This window comes from Nocardia higoensis (assembly GCF_015477835.1).
GTDB classification, from domain to species: Bacteria; Actinomycetota; Actinomycetes; order Mycobacteriales; family Mycobacteriaceae; genus Nocardia; species Nocardia higoensis_A.
This window is the reverse complement of the sequence record NZ_JADLQN010000002.1, coordinates 132930-148191: the sequence shown is the minus strand read 5'-3', so window position 1 is coordinate 148191 and position 15262 is coordinate 132930. Positions and strand designations below refer to the sequence as shown.

The window sequence follows — 15262 nt, the reverse complement described above, 5'->3', positions numbered from 1 at the left end:
GCAGCGCTGACCGAGCCGAACGAACCGACCACCACACCCGCCGCCGTGCCACGCCGCTCCCGGCGCGATGACGCCGTGCCCGCGATCCGCCTGCGCGGCGCCGAACTCGGCTTCGGCGAACGCACGTTGTGGAACGGCCTGGATCTCGACATCGCTCCCGGTGAGTTCGTCGCGGTGCTCGGCCCGAACGGCAGCGGGAAGACCTCCCTGCTGAAGGTGTTGCTGGGACAGGTGGCGCTGACCGCGGGCACGGCCGAGGTCGTCGGCACGCCCGCCCGGACCGGCCATGCCGACATCGGCTACATCCCGCAGCAGAAGACCATCGACGCGGGCGTGCAGTTGCGCGGAGTCGATCTGGTCGGACTCGGGGTCGACGGGCACCGATGGGGCCTCGGCCTGCGCGGACGCGGCGCACGCAAACGCAAGGTGGCCGAGGCGGTCGCCGCGGTCGGCGCACAGCACTACGCGCACGCGCCGCTGGAACTGATGTCCGGCGGCGAGCAACAGCGACTGCGGGTGGCGCAAGCGCTGGTCGGCGATCCCGAAGTGCTGTTGTGTGACGAGCCGTTGCTGAGCCTGGACATGGCCAATCAGCGGCTGGTCGCCGAACTCATCGATCGGCGCAGGCGCACCCATGACACCGCGGTCGTGTTCGTCACCCACGAGATCAATCCGATTCTGCCGCTGGTGGACCGGGTGCTGTACCTGGTCGACGGTCGGTTCCGGATCGGTGCGCCCGACGAGGTGATGACCTCGGAGGTGCTCTCCGAGCTCTACCGCACCGAGGTCGATGTGCTGCGGGTGCGCGGGCGACTGGTGGTCGTCGGCACCGGGGACACCCTCGACGCCCTCGGCTCGGCGGGCGCCGAACACTGTCACGCCGAGAACCCCCAGAGCGGAGTCCACGCCTGATGGACAAACTCGCCGACGTCCTGGGCAAGATGTTCGACTTCTCCACCACCGTCGACCTGCTCGGCTACGACTTCGTCCAGCAGGCCCTGCTCGCGGCGGCCCTGCTCGGGCTGCTCGCGGGCGCGATCGGACCGCTGATCATCAGCAGGCAGATGTCGTTCGCGGTGCACGGCACCAGCGAGTTGTCGCTGACCGGCGCGGCCGCGGCGCTGCTGGCCGGGGTGGGCGTCGGATTCGGCGCGATCGCGGGCTCGGTGGTGGCGGCGGTGCTGTTCGGCGTGCTCGGCACCAAAGCGCGCGAACGCGATTCGGTGATCGCGGTGGTGCTGTCCTTCGGCCTCGGCCTGTCGGTGCTGTTCCTGTGGCTCGGCCCCGAACGCGCGGGCTCGAAGTTCTCGCTGCTGACCGGTCAAGTCGTCAGTGTTGGTTACAGCGGTCTGGCGATGCTCGTCGCGGCCACCGTCGTGGTGCTCGCGGTACTGGCGGCGATCTACCGCCCGCTGCTGTTCGCCAGCTCCGATCCGGAGGTCGCGCTCGCGCGCGGAGTGCCGGTACGGGCGCTCGCGGTGATCTTCGCCGTATTGCTCGGCGTCACCGCCGCCTTCGGTGTGCAGATCGTGGGCGCACTGCTGGTGCTGGCCATCCTGATCACCCCGGCCGCCGCGGCCGCGCAGCTGACCGCCGATCCGGTGCGGGCGACGGTGCTGTCGATCGTCTTCGCGGAGCTGGCCGCGGTCGGCGGCATCCTGCTCTCGCTGGCGCCGGGCGTTCCGGTGTCCACCTTCGTCACCACCATCTCGTTCCTGATCTACCTGATCTGCCGGATGGTCGGCGCCCGGCGCACCTCGGCGCGGCGCGCTCGTCCGGTCGCGGCCTGACAACACACCCGGCGAATTGATGGCACTCGCCATCAATAGGGCACCGGCGGTTTCGTATGCTCATCACAATCGTCCACCGAACGAATGGTTGCCACCGTGATCGACTTCTCGATTCCGTCCGAACTCGCCGCCGAACGCGACCGAGTCCGCCGATTCGTCATCGACAAGATCGTCCCGTTCGAGCGCGACCCGCGCCTGACCGCGCACGGTCCCACCGACGAGCTGCGCCAGGAACTCGTGGAGCTGGCGCGCGCCGAGAAGCTGCTCACCGTGCAGGCGCCGGAGGCCCTCGGCGGCCGCGACCTGACCCACGTCGAGCAGGCCGTCATCTACGAAGCGGCGGGCTGGTCCACCCTCGGCCCGGTGGCGATGAACTGCGCGGCGCCCGACGAGGGCAATATGTACCTGCTCGGCAAGATCGCGAATTCCGAGCAGATCGACACCTACCTGATGCCGGTGATCAACGGCCACCAGCGCTCGGTGTTCGCCATGACCGAGCCGGGCGGCGCGGGCTCCGACCCCGGCCAGCTGTCCACCGAGGCGGTGTTCGACGGCGAGAACTTCGTGATCAACGGCCACAAGTGGCTCATCACCGGCGCGAACGGCGCGAAGACCTGGATCATCATGGCGCGCCTCGCCGCCAACCCGCACCTGCCGGAAGGTCCGACGCTGTTCCTGACCGACGGCGACCAACCCGGCATCGTCATCGAGCGCACCATGAACACCATGGACCGCAACTACGTCCAGGGCCACGGCGTCGTGCGGTTCGACAACCTGACGCTGCCGAAGTCGGCGCTGCTCGGTGAAGCAGGCCAGGCGCTGCGCTACGCCCAGCTGCGGCTGGCCCCGGCGCGCCTGACGCACTGCATGCGCTGGCTGGGCGCGGCCGAGCGCGTGCAGAGCATCGCCGTCGACCACGCCAAGACCCGCACCGCCTTCGGCAAGACCATCGGCGAGCACCAGGGCGTGTCGTTCATGCTGGCCGACAACGAGATCGCCCTGCACCAGTGCCGCCTGACCATCTGGCACGCCTGCTGGCTGATGGACCAGGGCGAGAAGGCCCGCCACGAGAGCTCGATGGCCAAGTCCTACGTGTCCGAGGAGCTGTTCAAGGTCGCCGACCGGGCGGTGCAGGTGCTGGGCGGCATCGGCATCAGCGATGAGACCGTGGTGGAGATGATCTTCCGCGACATGCGCGCCTTCCGCCTCTACGACGGTCCGACCGAGGTCCACAAGTACGCCATCGGCCGCAAGATTCTGCGCTGAGCGCATTCGGCGCCGACTTGTCCGGCGACGAATTCGGCTACCATCCCCCCATGAGTTCGGAACTGCTCGTCGATGTCTCAGCGGGCATCGCCGTCCTCACCCTCAATCGTCCCGCCCAGCAGAACGCCTTCACTCCCGCCATGGCGGCGGAACTCGGTACGGCGCTGGCCAGGTGCGATGCCGAGGACGCGATCCGAGCCGTGGTCATCACCGGCACCCCGCCCGCGTTCTGCGCGGGCGCGGACCTGTCGCAGCGCGTGGGCGAGGTCAGCGCGACCATCGAGCCCGCGCCGTGGCGGGTCCGCAAGCCGGTGATCGCAGCCGTCAACGGGCACGCGGTGGGTCTGGGCCTGGCGCTGGCCCTGCAGTGCGACCTGCGCTACCTGGCCCGCGACGCCGTCTACGGCCTCACCCAGGTGCGCCGCGGCGTGATCGCCGACGGCTACGCGCACTGGACGCTGCCGCGCCTGGTCGGCATCGCCAATGCCGCCGACATCATGCTCACCGGCCGTACCTTCGACGGCGAGGAAGCCGTCGCGATGGGCCTGGCCAACTCTTGCCTGGCGGGCGGCGAAGTACTGCCGACCGCGATGTCGGTGGCCCACGACCTCGCCAATGGGTCCGCGCCGCTGCCGGTGGCGCTGTCCAAGCGACTGTTGTGGGAGAGCTTGGGCATGAGCCCGGCGATGGTCGGCCGGTTGGAGACCGACCTCAACGAGCACGTCGCGAAGAGCGTCGACGGCGGCGAGGCGATGGCGGCCTTCCGCGAGCGGCGTCAGCCCGACTGGAGCGGGCGGGTGAGCACCGAATGGCCGACCTGGGACAGCACTTCCGAACGGCCGAGCCTGGACTGAGCGACCGCCCGACCGGCCCGCTCAGCCACCCCCGAGCAGCATCAATCCGAACAGCACGGCCATGCAGATCATCAGAATCGTGCCGATGACCCCCAGGGTGTAGCCGACCGCGACCTGCGCCCGGCCGCCGAGCCCACCGCCGGATGCCTCGATCTGGTCGTGCGCACGCTTACCCAGCGCCCATGCCACCGGACCGAACGCGCCACAGCAGAGGATGCTCGCCGCGCCGAGGAACAACACCGCCGTAGCGTGCGGATGCTCGACCGGCGAACCGGGGGGCTGATTGGGTATCACCACCACCCGAATTCTACGGGGCCCGAGCGCATTCGCGCGTCTTTTACCCTCCCGAGCGTCGGTGCCGCGTCCCGCCGAGCCCCGGTTCCGGCCCGGGCCGCGTCGGCGCGGCGCCCGCCGAGCGTCCACGGGCCGGCGCTGCGGTCAGGCGACCGAAAGCCCTTGTCGCACAAAGTGATCAGGACACCGGAGGCAACGGACGGCAACGCCGGACCCCCGAGCGCCGACCTCGACGGGGCCGACGACGGTCGTCAGCCCCGGCGCTGACGGGCGATCTCGGCGAGCACCACACCCGCCGCGACCGAGGCGTTGAGCGACTCGACCGGACCCGCCATCGGAATGCTCAGCACCTCGTCACAGGTCTCGCGGACCAGACGTGAGAGTCCCTTACCCTCCGAGCCGACCACGATGACGGTGGGATCGCTGCCGTCCAGATCGTCGAGCGTGGTGTCGCCACCGGCGTCCAGACCGATGATCCGCATGCCCTGGTCGGCCCAATCCTTCAGCGTGCGAGTCAGATTCGTCGCCCGCGCGACCGGCAGCCGGGCCGCCGCGCCCGCGCTGGTGCGCCAGGCCACCGCCGTGACGCTGGCGCTGCGCCGCTGCGGGATGACCACACCGTGCCCGCCGAACGCGGCCACCGAACGGATCACCGCGCCCAGATTGCGCGGATCGGAGATGTTGTCCAGCGCGACCAGCAGGGCGGGCTGGGCGGAGGTCCGCGCCAGCTCGGCCAGATCGTCGGGATGGGCGTACCGGTACGGCGGCACCTGCAGCGCCATGCCCTGATGCAGGCCGTTGGAACTCAGCCGGTCCAGGTCGGTGCGCGGCACTTCCAGGATCGAGATACCCGCGTCGGCGGCCAGCTGCACGCTCTCGCTGAGCCGCTCGTCGTTCTCGGCGCCCACCGCGACGTACAGCGCCGTCGCGGGCACGCCCGCGCGCAGGCACTCCACCACCGGATTGCGGCCGAGGACCAATTCGGGACCATCGTCATGCTTACGCCCCGCCGGACGACCCGGCCCGCTGCGCGAACCCGACCGCGCCGCCGCCTTGGCCGCGGCCGCGGCGCGCTTGGCCGCGGGATGCTTGGTGCGCGCCTCAGCGGGCGGGGTCGCGCCCCGGCCCTCCAGGCCGCGCCTGCGCTTGCCGCCGGAGCCGACGACCTGCCCCTTCTTGGTACCGCCCTTGCGCACCGCGCCGCGTCTCTGCGAATTGCCTGCCATCAGTTCGCCTTTCCACCAGCGCTCAGCGACCATTCCGGGCCGTTCGGGGTATCGGTCACGTCGATGCCTGCGGCCTGCAAACGGTCGCGCACCGCGTCGGCGGTGGCCCAGTCCTTGTCCGCGCGGGCCTGCGAGCGACGCTCGAGCTCGGCGCGGATCAGGCTGTCGAGCGCCTGCTCGGCCCCCGAATCCTCCTGCGCGCCCTGCCATTGCGGATCGAACGGGCACACCCCGAGGATCGACAGCATGCCGCGCAGCTCACCGGCCAGTTCCGCGACGGTGTCGACAGCCCCCGACTCCAGCGCCTTGTTGCCCTCGTGTACCACGCGGAAGACCTCGGCCAGCGCGCGCGGCACCGCGAGATCGTCGTCCATCGCCTCGGCGAAGGCGTCGGTCCACTTGCCGACCGGGATATCCCCGACCTGTGCGGCGGCCCGGTGCAGGAACGCCTCGATGCGACGGTAGGCGGCGACGGCGTCCTCGAGCGCCTTGTCGGAGTACTCGAGCATCGAGCGGTAGTGGGCGCTGCCCAGGTAGAAGCGCAGTTCCACCGCGCGCACCTTGGTCAGCACATTCGGCACGGAGAGCACATTGCCCAGGGACTTGGACATCTTCTCCCCGCCCATGGTCACCCAGCCGTTGTGCAGCCAGTACCGGGCGAAACCGTCACCGGCGGCCTTGGACTGGGCGATCTCGTTCTCGTGGTGTGGGAACACCAGATCCAAGCCGCCGCAATGGATGTCGAATTCGGGGCCGAGATAGAACCCGGCCATCGCCGAGCACTCCAGGTGCCAGCCGGGACGGCCCGGCCCCCACGGCGAGGGCCAGTGCGGCTCACCGGGCTTGGCGGCCTTCCACATCGTGAAGTCGCGCTGGTCGCGCTTGCCCTCGCCCGCGCTCTCGCCCTGGTTGACGTCGTCGAGTTTGTGCCCCGACAGCGAGCCGTAATCCGGGTAGCTCTGCACGTCGAAGTAGACGTTGCCCGCGGAAGCGTAGGCGTGCCCGCGATCGATCAGGCGTTGCATGAGTTCGACCATCTGGGTGATGTGGCCGGTGGCGCGCGGTTCGGCCGAGGGCGGCTGCACACCGAGCAGGTCGTAGGCGCGGTCGAAGGCCCGCTCGTAGGTGGCGGTCCACTCCCACCAGGGGCGGCCCGCCTCGGCGGCCTTGTTGAGGATCTTGTCGTCGATATCGGTGACGTTGCGGATGAACCAGACGTCGTAGTCGTGTGCCTGCAACCACCGTCGCAGCACATCGAAGGCGACGCCGGAACGCACATGACCGATATGGGGTTCGCCCTGCACGGTGGCACCACACAAGTACACCGAAGCGCGGCCGGGAACCAGCGGCGCGAATTCGCGCATGGTTCGGCTTTCGGTGTCAAAGAGGCGCAGTGTCACGGGGGTCGATCCTAGTCGGTGGTAGCAGGGCGTTCGTGCCCCGGCTCGACTCGACGCCTCGGCGGTGCTATATGCCCGTCACCCGAGCCGCACGCGCCTCAGGCCCGCGGCCTGATCAGCGCCGTGGCGACGGCCGCGACACCCTCGCCCCGACCGGTCAGGCCGAGCCCGTCGGTCGTGGTCCCCGACACCGAGACAGGAGCGCCGAGCAACTCGCCGAGCAGCCGCTGGGCTTCGATGCGACGGGGGCCGATCTTGGGCCGGTTGCCGATCACCTGCACCGCGGCATTGCCGATCTCGAACCCGGCCTCGGCGAGCAGCCTGCGCACTTCGGTGAGCATGGCCGCCCCGGAGACGCCTGCCCATTCCGGACGGCCGGTGCCGAAGACCGCGCCGACGTCACCGAGCCCGGCGGCGGACAGCAGCGCGTCGCAGAGGGCGTGCGCTGCCACGTCACCGTCGGAGTGCCCGGCGCAGCCGTCGGCGTCCTCGAACAACAGCCCGGCCATCCAGCACGGCCGGCCCGGCTCGATCGGGTGCACGTCGCTGCCGATTCCCACTCGCATGCTCAGACCGTCTCACATCGCGCGGGCGTGGTCGTACACGGCCGGGCGTGGCCCCTCGCGGTGATGCGGCGACCCGGTGTGTCCGGGGCGGCATCCGCCGACCGGGCTCACAGTGCGGCGCGGTGGGAGATCAGTGTCTCCGCCAGCCGGAGGTCCAGCGGGGTGGTGATCTTGAAGGCCAGCGGATCTCCCGGCACGGTGCGCACCGCGGCGCCGAGGCGCTCGACCAGACCGGCGTCATCGGTGGCGGGCACATCGCTCGTGTAGGCCGCGCGCAGGAGATCGGCGGCGAAGCCCTGGGGTGTCTGGACAGCGCGCAGCGCGGCCCGATCGGGAGTGCCGGTGACAAGGCCGTCGGCGTCCACGGATTTGATGGTGTCGACCACCGGAAGCACCGGAATCACGGCACGGTGGCCTGCCCGCAATTCGCCGACGATTCGCCCGATGAGTTCGGGCGGCGTCAGAGCGCGGGCGGCGTCGTGCACCAGGAAATATCCGGCATCCGGCGCGTCGGCGAGTCCGGCACGCACCGAATCGGTGCGCTCGGCGCCGCCGATCACGACCCGCACGGCATCCGAGGGCGGCAGCAGGGCGACTGCACGCTCGGAGAATTCGGCGGGAACCATCACGACGATGCGGTCGACCACCCCGGAGGCCAGCAGACCATCCACGGCGAGTCGGACCATGGGCGTGCCGCCGACCGGAACGAACGCCTTGGGAGATTCCTCACCCAGGCGGACGCCGCGGCCGGCGGCAGGTACCAAGGCAACGACGGGAACGTCGCTGTCGGTGTTGTTCATCGATCGATCGGCGGTGGCGTCAGGACGCCGCGGCGAGGACCTCGTCGAGCAGGGTCTCGGCCTTGCCGTCGTCGGTGCCCTCGGCGAGCGCGAGCTCACCGACCAGAATCTGCCGGGCCTTGGCCAGCATGCGCTTCTCACCGGCGGAAAGACCGCGGTCCTGTTCACGACGCCACAGGTCGCGAACGACCTCGGCCACCTTGTTCACATCGCCGGAGGCGAGCTTCTCCAGGTTGGCCTTGTAGCGACGGGACCAGTTGGTCGGCTCCTCGGTGTGCGGCGCGCGTAGCACCTGGAAGACCCGATCGAGACCCTCCTGGCCCACGACGTCGCGGACGCCGACGTATTCGGCATTTTCCGCGGGAACGCGTACGGTCAGATCGCCCTGGGCGACCTTGAGGACCAGATACTCTTTTTGCTCACCCTTGATGGTGCGAGTCTCGATTGCTTCGATCAGCGCCGCTCCGTGGTGGGGGTAAACGACGGTGTCTCCGACCTTAAAAATCATGTGTCCCGTGCCCCTTTCGATGTTCACAGTTTAACATGCGACTCGATAACGGCGCGATCAACTGTGCAGGTCAGGGCCACAACGAGGACTCCGCCGGGGTTGACAGAACCTGCGCGGTGTGCATCACGTTGTGCCAGAAGGAGTTATCACCGGGCACCACCAGCACCGCCCCGCGGACGGTCCCACAGCGGTCACGCCGCAAACCCGCACGACCGGCTCAACCGTTATCCAACGGATGCCTGGGCCGCGTGTCGACACCGCCGTGTCGCCGAGGCCGTGCTTGCGGTGCCGGGCCGAGGTCGACCACCCGGCAGCACCGGCGTGGGACTCGACTACTACGCTGCCTAGTTACTACTCTCCGTAGCGGAGTGTGCCCGGTCGACATGGAGGACAAGCCGTGACTGCCCTGAACTCACGTCTGATGGTGACGGTGGCCGCATTCGCCGCAGGCGCCGCACTCGCGCTGTCCGGCTGCAGCGCGGGTCAGATCTCGCAGACCGCCAACCAGTCGGCGGCGGTCAACGGCAACCACGCCGACGTCGAGGACATCTCCCTGCGCAATGTCCACATCGTGTACCCCGGCGAGGGCTACACCAATGTGGCGGGCGGCAAGGCGCTGCTGGCGCTGTCCATCGTCAACAACAGCGGCGAGACCCCCGACGAGCTGACCAGCGTCACCACCGACCTCGGCAAGGTGACCATCACCCCGGCCGGCGGTGAGAAGACGCTGAAGATCGGTCCGCAGGAGATCGTCACCTCCGGCCCCGCGGGCAGCACCACCGCCGCGGGCGACCACGGCGGCCAGGCGAGCCCCGCCGAGCAGGGTTCCGCGGGTCAGGACGCCGCGGAGCCCGCCAAGATCGAGATCACCGGTCTCACCCAGGACATCGTCCCCGGCCTGACCTACACCGTCTCCTTCAACTTCAAGGAGAACGGCACCGTGCAGGTCGATGTCCCCGTCGACGCGGGCGTGGACACCGAGCGTCAGCAGTCGCCGCTGTCCGGTCCCGCCCCCGAGGGCGCGAGCGGCCACTGAGCGGCCGTTCCCCCGGGAACACGAACCACGAGAAAGGCTGTCGCGATCGGTGCGGCAGCCTTTCTCGTTCTGTCGGCACGGCTGCGTAAGGTGCCGGTGTGGCAAAGACCAAGGCGATCTTCCGGTGCTCGGCCTGTGCGCACGAGGTGGCCAAATGGGTGGGCAAATGCCCCGACTGCGGCGCCTGGGGCACGGTGGACGAGGTGGCCGCGATCGCCGCGGCGTCCGGGGGAGCGCCGGGCAGGCGCGCGATGCTGCCCAGCACCGCCGCGGCGCCGCTGTCGAGCATCGACTCCCAGATCACCAAGGCTCGCCCGAGCGGCGTGTCCGAACTCGATCGGGTGCTCGGCGGCGGGGTGGTGGCTGGTTCGGTCGTGCTGCTGTCCGGCGAGCCGGGCGTGGGCAAGTCGACCTTGCTGCTCGAGGTGGCCCATCGGTGGGCCCGCAGGCCGGGCGAGAAGGCCCTCTACGTCACCGCCGAGGAATCGGCGGGACAGGTCAGGCTGCGCGCCGACCGCACCGGTGCGGTGCACGAACGGGTCTACCTGGCGGCGGAATCGGATCTGTCGATCGTGCTCGGTCACGTCGAGCAGGTGCGCCCGAGCCTGCTGGTGGTCGACTCGGTGCAGACCATGCTCGCGCCCGATGCCGACGGCGTGATCGGCGGCGTCACCCAGGTCCGCGCGGTGACCGCGGCGCTGACCTCGCTGGCCAAGGCGAGCGGGATCGCGGTGCTGCTGGTCGGGCACGTCACCAAGGACGGCAATGTCGCGGGCCCGCGCACGCTCGAGCACCTGGTGGACGTGGTGCTGCAGTTCGAGGGCGACAAGAATTCCACGCTGCGAATGGTGCGCGGCATCAAGAACAGGTTCGGCAGCGCCGACGAGGTGGGTTGCTTCGAGTTGCACGAGGACGGCATCGCCTGCGTCGACGACCCGTCCGGGCTGTTCCTGCACCACCGGACCGACCCGGTCTCCGGCACCGCGGTGACCGTCGCGATGGACGGCAAGCGGCCGCTGGTGGGCGAGGTGCAGGGTCTGACAGTCAGAACCGAGATTCCCGCGCCCCGCCGCGCGGTCAGCGGGCTGGACTACAACCGCGTCGCCATGGTGCTGGCCGTGCTGCAGAGCCGGGGACGGGTGTTCCTGGGCAAGCACGACGTGTACGCCGCCACGGTGGGCGGTATGCGCCTGGTCGAGCCCTCCGCGGACCTGGCCATCGCGCTGGCCATCGCCAGCGCCGAATGCGATACCGCGCTGCCCGCGGGCTGGGTGATCCTGGGAGAGGTCGGCCTGGCGGGTGAGGTGCGCAAGGTGACCGGGGTGGCGCGCAGGCTCGCCGAGGCCCAGCGCCTCGGGTTCACCACAGCGCTGGTGCCGCCCGGGTCGGAGCAGGTCAAGGTCAAGGGAATCCGCATCCACGAGGTCGGCGACGTGCGCTCGGCGCTGCGCATCGCGGGCCTGCGTGGAACCAGATCCGAGGGGTGAGGCCGGGGGTTCGGACGATGTCGGCTCAGGCGATGTCGGCTCAGGCGATGTCGGCTCAGGCGATGTTGAACGGTTCGGCCGCGCTGCGCACCGAGCCCAACTGCGCCACGACCGTGTAGGCACCCGGCGGGACCGGCACGCGCTCCCCCGCGCACTCCGGCTGGGAGGTGGAACCGGACCAGGTGACCTGGAAGGCGGCTTGCTCGCCGCGGTCCAGCGTGCGGGTGTCCGGCTGCCCTTCCGGGTAGCAGTCGGTGCTCGTCCAGAGCCTGCGGCTGCCGTCGAGGGTCTGCACGGAGATCTGCTGGGCGGCCGATCCGAAGTCGCGCGAGCACGGCTCGGCGGAGATGTTGGTGATGACGATGCCGAACACCGGCTTCTCGCCGACGCGGTAGGTGGGCTGGGCCACGGTCACCTTGACCGCGAGCGACTGATCGGGACACTGGGCTCGCGCGGGCTGCGCCGCAACGGTCGAGGAGAGTTCGGAGGCACCGGCCGCGGCGCTGCCGGAGGGCTCCACCTTGCCGTCACCGGCCGGTGCGGCGACCGTGGTCGACGCGGCCTGGGCGCCGCCGGCGGAATCGCCGCCGCGCGCGACCATCAGCACGACCCAGATCAGTAGCGCGAGCACCACGACCAGAACCCCGACGGCGAAGACACGGCGACGCCAGTAGATCTCCGGAGGCAGCGGTCCAGTCGGTTCCAGCACGATTCAAACTTACGGCCACCGAGCGGCACGTGGTCTCATGACCTCGGCGTGTCGGCCCCCGCCGGAGCCGACACGCCACGATCGAGCCGCCGTCGAGCTGCTGTTATATCGTTTCTATCCGGTTCAGGCCAGTTCGCCGATGTTGCCGACGACACGTTGCAGCTGGATCTTGCCATCGGCCAGTTTGTAGGTGACCGCCGCGATGGCCAGTTCGCCGGTGGCGACTTTGCTGGAAATGCTCATCGAGCGCTGCATGAGCAATCGCGAGGTCTCGACGACGTGCCTGGCCTCCATCTCGTCCACGCCGGCCAGACCCTCGCGGCGGCCGAGGAGGATGGACGGGGCGACCCGCTCGACGATGCTGCGGATGAAGCCGCCGGGCACCTCGCCGCCGTCGAGGGCGTCGAGGGTGGCTTTGACCGCACCGCAGCTGTCGTGTCCGAGTACCACGATCAGCGGCACATTCAGCACGTCCACGCCGTACTCGATGGAGCCGAGCACCGAGCTGTCGATGACGTGGCCGGCCGTGCGCACCACGAACATGTCGCCGAGGCCCTGGTCGAAGATGAGCTCGGCGGCGACCCGCGAATCACCGCAGCCGAACAGAATGGCCTTGGGTTGTTGCCCCGACGCCAGCCTGGCCCGGTCGACCAGCCCTTGACTAGGATGCAGCACGTCGCCGCTGACGAATCGCTCGTTACCCTCGCGAAGAGACTTCCAGGCGCTTATCGGATTCGAGTCAGGCATACCGACCATTGTGCCTGGCCTGACCGCTACCAGCGAGTCACTTCGGTTACGGGTGGGCAAACTCGGACTGTCACAGCGGCGGTCGAGACAGTGAGGACGGGTACGGGGCGGCGTGGATCGACGGAACGGAACAGCGGGCGCCGAGACGAGCGGCATCCCGGCGGACATCCTGCTCAGCTGGTACGGCGAAACCGCTCGCGACCTGCCCTGGCGACGCCCCGGCGTGACCGCGTGGCAGATCCTGATGAGCGAGATCATGCTCCAGCAGACTCCGGTGGTGCGGGTCGAGCCGATCTGGCTGGAGTGGGTCCGGCGCTGGCCGGTGCCTTCGGCGATGGCGGCCAGTTCGCAGGCCGAGGTTCTGCGCGCGTGGGGCAAGCTGGGATACCCGCGCCGGGCACTGCGCCTACACGAATGCGCGCGCGTGCTGGCCGAGCGACACGATGACGAGGTGCCCACCGAGGTCGAGGTGCTGCTCGGGCTGCCCGGCATCGGCGACTACACCGCCCGCGCGGTGGCCTGCTTCGCTTACGGGCAGCGGGTGCCGGTGGTGGACACCAATGTCCGGCGTGTGGTGGCACGGGCGGTACACGGCCGGGCCGAGGCGGGGAATGCGGCCGCACGCGATCTGGTCGAGACCGAGGCGCTGCTGCCGCTCGCCGTCGAACCCGCGGCCCGGTTCTCGGCCGCGCTGATGGAATTGGGGGCGACCGTGTGCACGGCCCGCAGCCCCGAGTGTTCGCGCTGCCCGCTGCCGCGCTGCGCCTGGGTCGAGGCAGGCAGGCCCGCCTCGCAGGTGGTGCGCCGGACTCAGAAGTACGAGGGCACCGACCGCCAGGCCAGGGGGAGATTGCTGGACGTGCTGCGTGATGCCGCCGGACCGGTCGAGCGGGTCCGGCTGGATCTGGCCTGGACCCGCGATCCCGGTCAGCGCGCTCGAGCGCTGGACTCGCTGCTGGTCGACGGGCTCGTCGAGCAGACCGCCGACGGGTTGTTCGCGCTGGCGGGCGAAGGCGAGCGCTGAGCCGACGGGCCCGATCCCGTGGTCGGCACCACGAACCGGTTGCCGCACGCCTGGGCGATCGCCCGCTGCGCCCGGTCACCCGGATCGGCGCCCAGCGGATCAGGACGGGGTCGCGGCGCCTCGGTGTCGGCGAACCACGCGGCTCGTCGGCCGCGTGGATCGGTGACCGGTCGAACCGGTGACGAGCTCAGCGGTCGGCGAGGACGCGGCCGAGGAACCGCTCGACCTCGGACCGGTAGCGGCGCGGTTGTTCGTCGTGCACGAGATGTCCCGCGCCCTCGACCCACACGTACTCGGCGTGCGGGTTCACCTCGGCCATCCGGCGCATCTGCCCCGGCACCGTGATGGTGTGCTCGCCCTCGATCAGCAGGGTGGGTACTCGCACGGATGTCCATTCGTCCCAGAAATGGCGGCGGCCCCATTCCTCGGAGATCTCGCGGAAGGTGGCGACGGAACCGTGCAGGCGGTAGCCGTCGGGGCTGTGCTGGAAGGAGCGCAGGAAGTAGCGGCCCGCGACCTCGCCGAAGTAGTCGATCACGGCCGCGGCGTCGGGGAACGGCTGCGGCCAGGCCTCGATCATGGTCGCCCAGTTCGCGGCGGTGCGGCCGGTGAAATCGGGGCCGATGTCCTCCACGACCAGTGCGCGCACCCGCTCGGGATACCGCGCGGCGAAGACCCAGCCGTGCAGGGCGCCCATCGAATGCCCGATCACCACCATCGGTTCGGTGATCTCGGCGGTGGATTCGGCCAGGTCGGCGACGAACGCCTCGGTGGCCGGTTCGGACGGCGCGGGCCTGCCGTGACCGGCGGCGTCGAAGGTGCGCACGTGGCCGTGGTCGCGCAACCAGTCCAGGTGGCCCGACCAGGTGCGCGCGCTGCCCATCAAGCCGTGCAGCAGCAGAATCGGGGCGCCCGCGCCGCCTTCGTCGTGTAGCGGCCCCGCGCGATTCGCGGGCGCGGCCGACTTCGCCTCTGTCACCATCGACTCGATTGTGCCCCGGCCGTATTGTCGGTGGTATGGCTGTTGTGAAGATCAATGCGATCGAGGTTCCCGAGGGCGCGGGTCCCGAACTCGAGAAGCGGTTCGCCGCCCGCGCGCACGCGGTGGAGAACTCCCCGGGTTTCCTCGGGTTCCAACTGCTGCGCCCGGTCGCCGGTGACGACCGCTATTTCGTGGTCACGCAGTGGGATTCCGAGGAGTCCTTCGCCGCGTGGCGCGACGGTCCCGCGCGGACCGCGCACGCGGGCAGCGGCGACAAGAAGCCGGTCTCCACCGGCGCCTCGCTGCTGGAGTTCGAGGTCGTCCTCGACGTGCCCGCGCAGGCCGCGGCGGGCGAATGAGCACTGTCCGGGGGTGGGCGCCGTCAGCATCGTATTGACGGCGTACAACCCCGGGTGTCACAGTTCGAGGTGACCAAGCGAGGGTGAGCGGTAATCCGGTGGGAATCCGGAGCGGTCGCGCCACTGTATTCGACGTGCCGAGTCCGTCTCCGCCACCGGCGGGGGTTCTCGGGGCGGCGGGAGCCAGACACCGGCACCATCGCACAAACCCCCT

Annotated in this window: 17 protein-coding genes and 1 riboswitch; of the genes, 8 read left to right on the top strand and 9 right to left on the bottom strand. The window is 70.0% G+C overall.

Annotated features, from left to right (window positions below):
* The first annotated feature begins 45 nt into the window (after nucleotides 1-45).
* The 4 genes from IU449_RS14785 to IU449_RS14770 all read left to right on the top strand — a co-directional run bounded on the left by IU449_RS14785 (nucleotide 46) and on the right by IU449_RS14770 (nucleotide 3910).
* Nucleotides 46-912, top strand: a complete 867-nt coding sequence (locus IU449_RS14785) for a metal ABC transporter ATP-binding protein (RefSeq protein WP_324188257.1) — start codon at nucleotides 46-48, stop codon at nucleotides 910-912.
* Complete coding sequence (locus IU449_RS14780) at nucleotides 912-1790, top strand: metal ABC transporter permease (protein WP_416382170.1); 879 nt, start codon at nucleotides 912-914, stop codon at nucleotides 1788-1790. Before IU449_RS14785 ends, IU449_RS14780 begins: the two co-directional genes overlap by 1 nt.
* A 96-nt stretch (nucleotides 1791-1886) precedes the next feature.
* Nucleotides 1887-3056, top strand: a complete 1170-nt coding sequence (locus IU449_RS14775) for an acyl-CoA dehydrogenase family protein (RefSeq protein ID WP_195003207.1) — start codon at nucleotides 1887-1889, stop codon at nucleotides 3054-3056.
* A 50-nt stretch (nucleotides 3057-3106) separates the two neighbouring features.
* A complete protein-coding gene (locus tag IU449_RS14770; protein WP_195002690.1) occupies nucleotides 3107-3910 on the top strand; it encodes an enoyl-CoA hydratase/isomerase family protein in 804 nt (267 codons plus the stop codon).
* Nucleotides 3911-3931: 21 nt separating this feature from the next.
* Here the strand turns inward: IU449_RS14770 and IU449_RS14765 are convergent, their stop codons facing one another.
* The 6 genes from IU449_RS14765 to carD form a co-directional block, all read right to left on the bottom strand.
* On the bottom strand, nucleotides 3932-4207 hold the full coding sequence (locus IU449_RS14765; protein WP_195002689.1) for a DUF4190 domain-containing protein: 276 nt from the start codon (nucleotides 4205-4207) through the stop codon (nucleotides 3932-3934).
* A 248-nt stretch (nucleotides 4208-4455) separates the two neighbouring features.
* Nucleotides 4456-5430, bottom strand: coding sequence for a 23S rRNA (guanosine(2251)-2'-O)-methyltransferase RlmB (gene rlmB, locus IU449_RS14760; protein ID WP_195002688.1), 975 nt, complete (start codon nucleotides 5428-5430; stop codon nucleotides 4456-4458).
* On the bottom strand, nucleotides 5430-6830 hold the full coding sequence (cysS, locus tag IU449_RS14755) for a cysteine--tRNA ligase (protein ID WP_195002687.1): 1401 nt from the start codon (nucleotides 6828-6830) through the stop codon (nucleotides 5430-5432). The genes rlmB and cysS overlap by 1 nt, the downstream gene beginning before the upstream one ends.
* Before the next feature lie 98 nt (nucleotides 6831-6928).
* A complete protein-coding gene (gene ispF / locus IU449_RS14750; RefSeq protein WP_195002686.1) occupies nucleotides 6929-7396 on the bottom strand; it encodes a 2-C-methyl-D-erythritol 2,4-cyclodiphosphate synthase in 468 nt (155 codons plus the stop codon).
* A gap of 107 nt (nucleotides 7397-7503) precedes the next feature.
* Nucleotides 7504-8196 carry a 2-C-methyl-D-erythritol 4-phosphate cytidylyltransferase gene (gene ispD, locus IU449_RS14745; RefSeq protein WP_195002685.1) on the bottom strand — a complete coding sequence of 231 codons (693 nt, stop codon included), beginning with the start codon at nucleotides 8194-8196 and terminating at the stop codon, nucleotides 7504-7506.
* A gap of 19 nt (nucleotides 8197-8215) precedes the next feature.
* Nucleotides 8216-8704 carry an RNA polymerase-binding transcription factor CarD gene (carD, locus tag IU449_RS14740; protein ID WP_011206964.1) on the bottom strand — a complete coding sequence of 163 codons (489 nt, stop codon included), beginning with the start codon at nucleotides 8702-8704 and terminating at the stop codon, nucleotides 8216-8218.
* A gap of 397 nt (nucleotides 8705-9101) precedes the next feature.
* Between carD and IU449_RS14735 the strand changes: the two genes are divergently transcribed.
* On the top strand, nucleotides 9102-9740 hold the full coding sequence (locus tag IU449_RS14735; protein WP_324188256.1) for a hypothetical protein: 639 nt from the start codon (nucleotides 9102-9104) through the stop codon (nucleotides 9738-9740).
* Nucleotides 9741-9838: 98 nt separating this feature from the next.
* Nucleotides 9839-11227: a DNA repair protein RadA gene (gene radA / locus IU449_RS14730; protein ID WP_195002684.1), complete on the top strand. Its 1389-nt coding sequence runs from the start codon at nucleotides 9839-9841 to the stop codon at nucleotides 11225-11227.
* A 55-nt stretch (nucleotides 11228-11282) separates the two neighbouring features.
* Here the strand turns inward: radA and IU449_RS14725 are convergent, their stop codons facing one another.
* Together IU449_RS14725 and IU449_RS14720 are read right to left on the bottom strand one after the other, a co-directional pair.
* Nucleotides 11283-11936 carry a hypothetical protein gene (locus tag IU449_RS14725; protein WP_195002683.1) on the bottom strand — a complete coding sequence of 218 codons (654 nt, stop codon included), beginning with the start codon at nucleotides 11934-11936 and terminating at the stop codon, nucleotides 11283-11285.
* 123 nt (nucleotides 11937-12059) lie between these two features.
* On the bottom strand, nucleotides 12060-12683 hold the full coding sequence (locus tag IU449_RS14720; RefSeq protein ID WP_195002682.1) for a carbonic anhydrase: 624 nt from the start codon (nucleotides 12681-12683) through the stop codon (nucleotides 12060-12062).
* A 112-nt stretch (nucleotides 12684-12795) separates the two neighbouring features.
* Between IU449_RS14720 and IU449_RS14715 the strand changes: the two genes are divergently transcribed.
* The gene (locus tag IU449_RS14715; protein ID WP_416382169.1) at nucleotides 12796-13707 is read left to right on the top strand and encodes an A/G-specific adenine glycosylase; all 912 of its coding nucleotides are present in this window, start codon (nucleotides 12796-12798) and stop codon (nucleotides 13705-13707) included.
* A gap of 187 nt (nucleotides 13708-13894) precedes the next feature.
* On the opposite strand, the gene IU449_RS14710 is transcribed toward IU449_RS14715, so the two are convergent.
* Nucleotides 13895-14689, bottom strand: coding sequence for an alpha/beta fold hydrolase (locus IU449_RS14710; RefSeq protein WP_195002681.1), 795 nt, complete (start codon nucleotides 14687-14689; stop codon nucleotides 13895-13897).
* A gap of 35 nt (nucleotides 14690-14724) precedes the next feature.
* Between IU449_RS14710 and IU449_RS14705 the strand changes: the two genes are divergently transcribed.
* Nucleotides 14725-15048 (top strand): antibiotic biosynthesis monooxygenase family protein, encoded by a 324-nt coding sequence (locus tag IU449_RS14705; protein ID WP_195002680.1) that lies wholly within the window; start codon nucleotides 14725-14727, stop codon nucleotides 15046-15048.
* Between the two features lie 37 nt (nucleotides 15049-15085).
* A riboswitch (cobalamin riboswitch) is annotated at nucleotides 15086-15262 on the top strand.

Bases quoted from the DNA above. Each gene is read 5' to 3' on its own strand.
- IU449_RS14780 (WP_416382170.1), top strand. From the start codon at position 912: ATGGACAAACTCGCCGACGTCCTGGGCAAGATGTTCGACTTCTCCACC.
- IU449_RS14770 (WP_195002690.1), top strand. From the start codon at position 3,107: ATGAGTTCGGAACTGCTCGTCGATGTCTCAGCGGGCATCGCCGTCCTC.
- rlmB (WP_195002688.1), bottom strand. From the start codon at position 5,430: ATGGCAGGCAATTCGCAGAGACGCGGCGCGGTGCGCAAGGGCGGTACC.
- ispF (WP_195002686.1), bottom strand. From the start codon at position 7,396: ATGCGAGTGGGAATCGGCAGCGACGTGCACCCGATCGAGCCGGGCCGG.
- ispD (WP_195002685.1), bottom strand. From the start codon at position 8,196: ATGAACAACACCGACAGCGACGTTCCCGTCGTTGCCTTGGTACCTGCC.
- carD (WP_011206964.1), bottom strand. From the start codon at position 8,704: ATGATTTTTAAGGTCGGAGACACCGTCGTTTACCCCCACCACGGAGCG.
- IU449_RS14720 (WP_195002682.1), bottom strand. From the start codon at position 12,683: ATGCCTGACTCGAATCCGATAAGCGCCTGGAAGTCTCTTCGCGAGGGT.
- IU449_RS14710 (WP_195002681.1), bottom strand. From the start codon at position 14,689: ATGGTGACAGAGGCGAAGTCGGCCGCGCCCGCGAATCGCGCGGGGCCG.
- IU449_RS14705 (WP_195002680.1), top strand. From the start codon at position 14,725: ATGGCTGTTGTGAAGATCAATGCGATCGAGGTTCCCGAGGGCGCGGGT.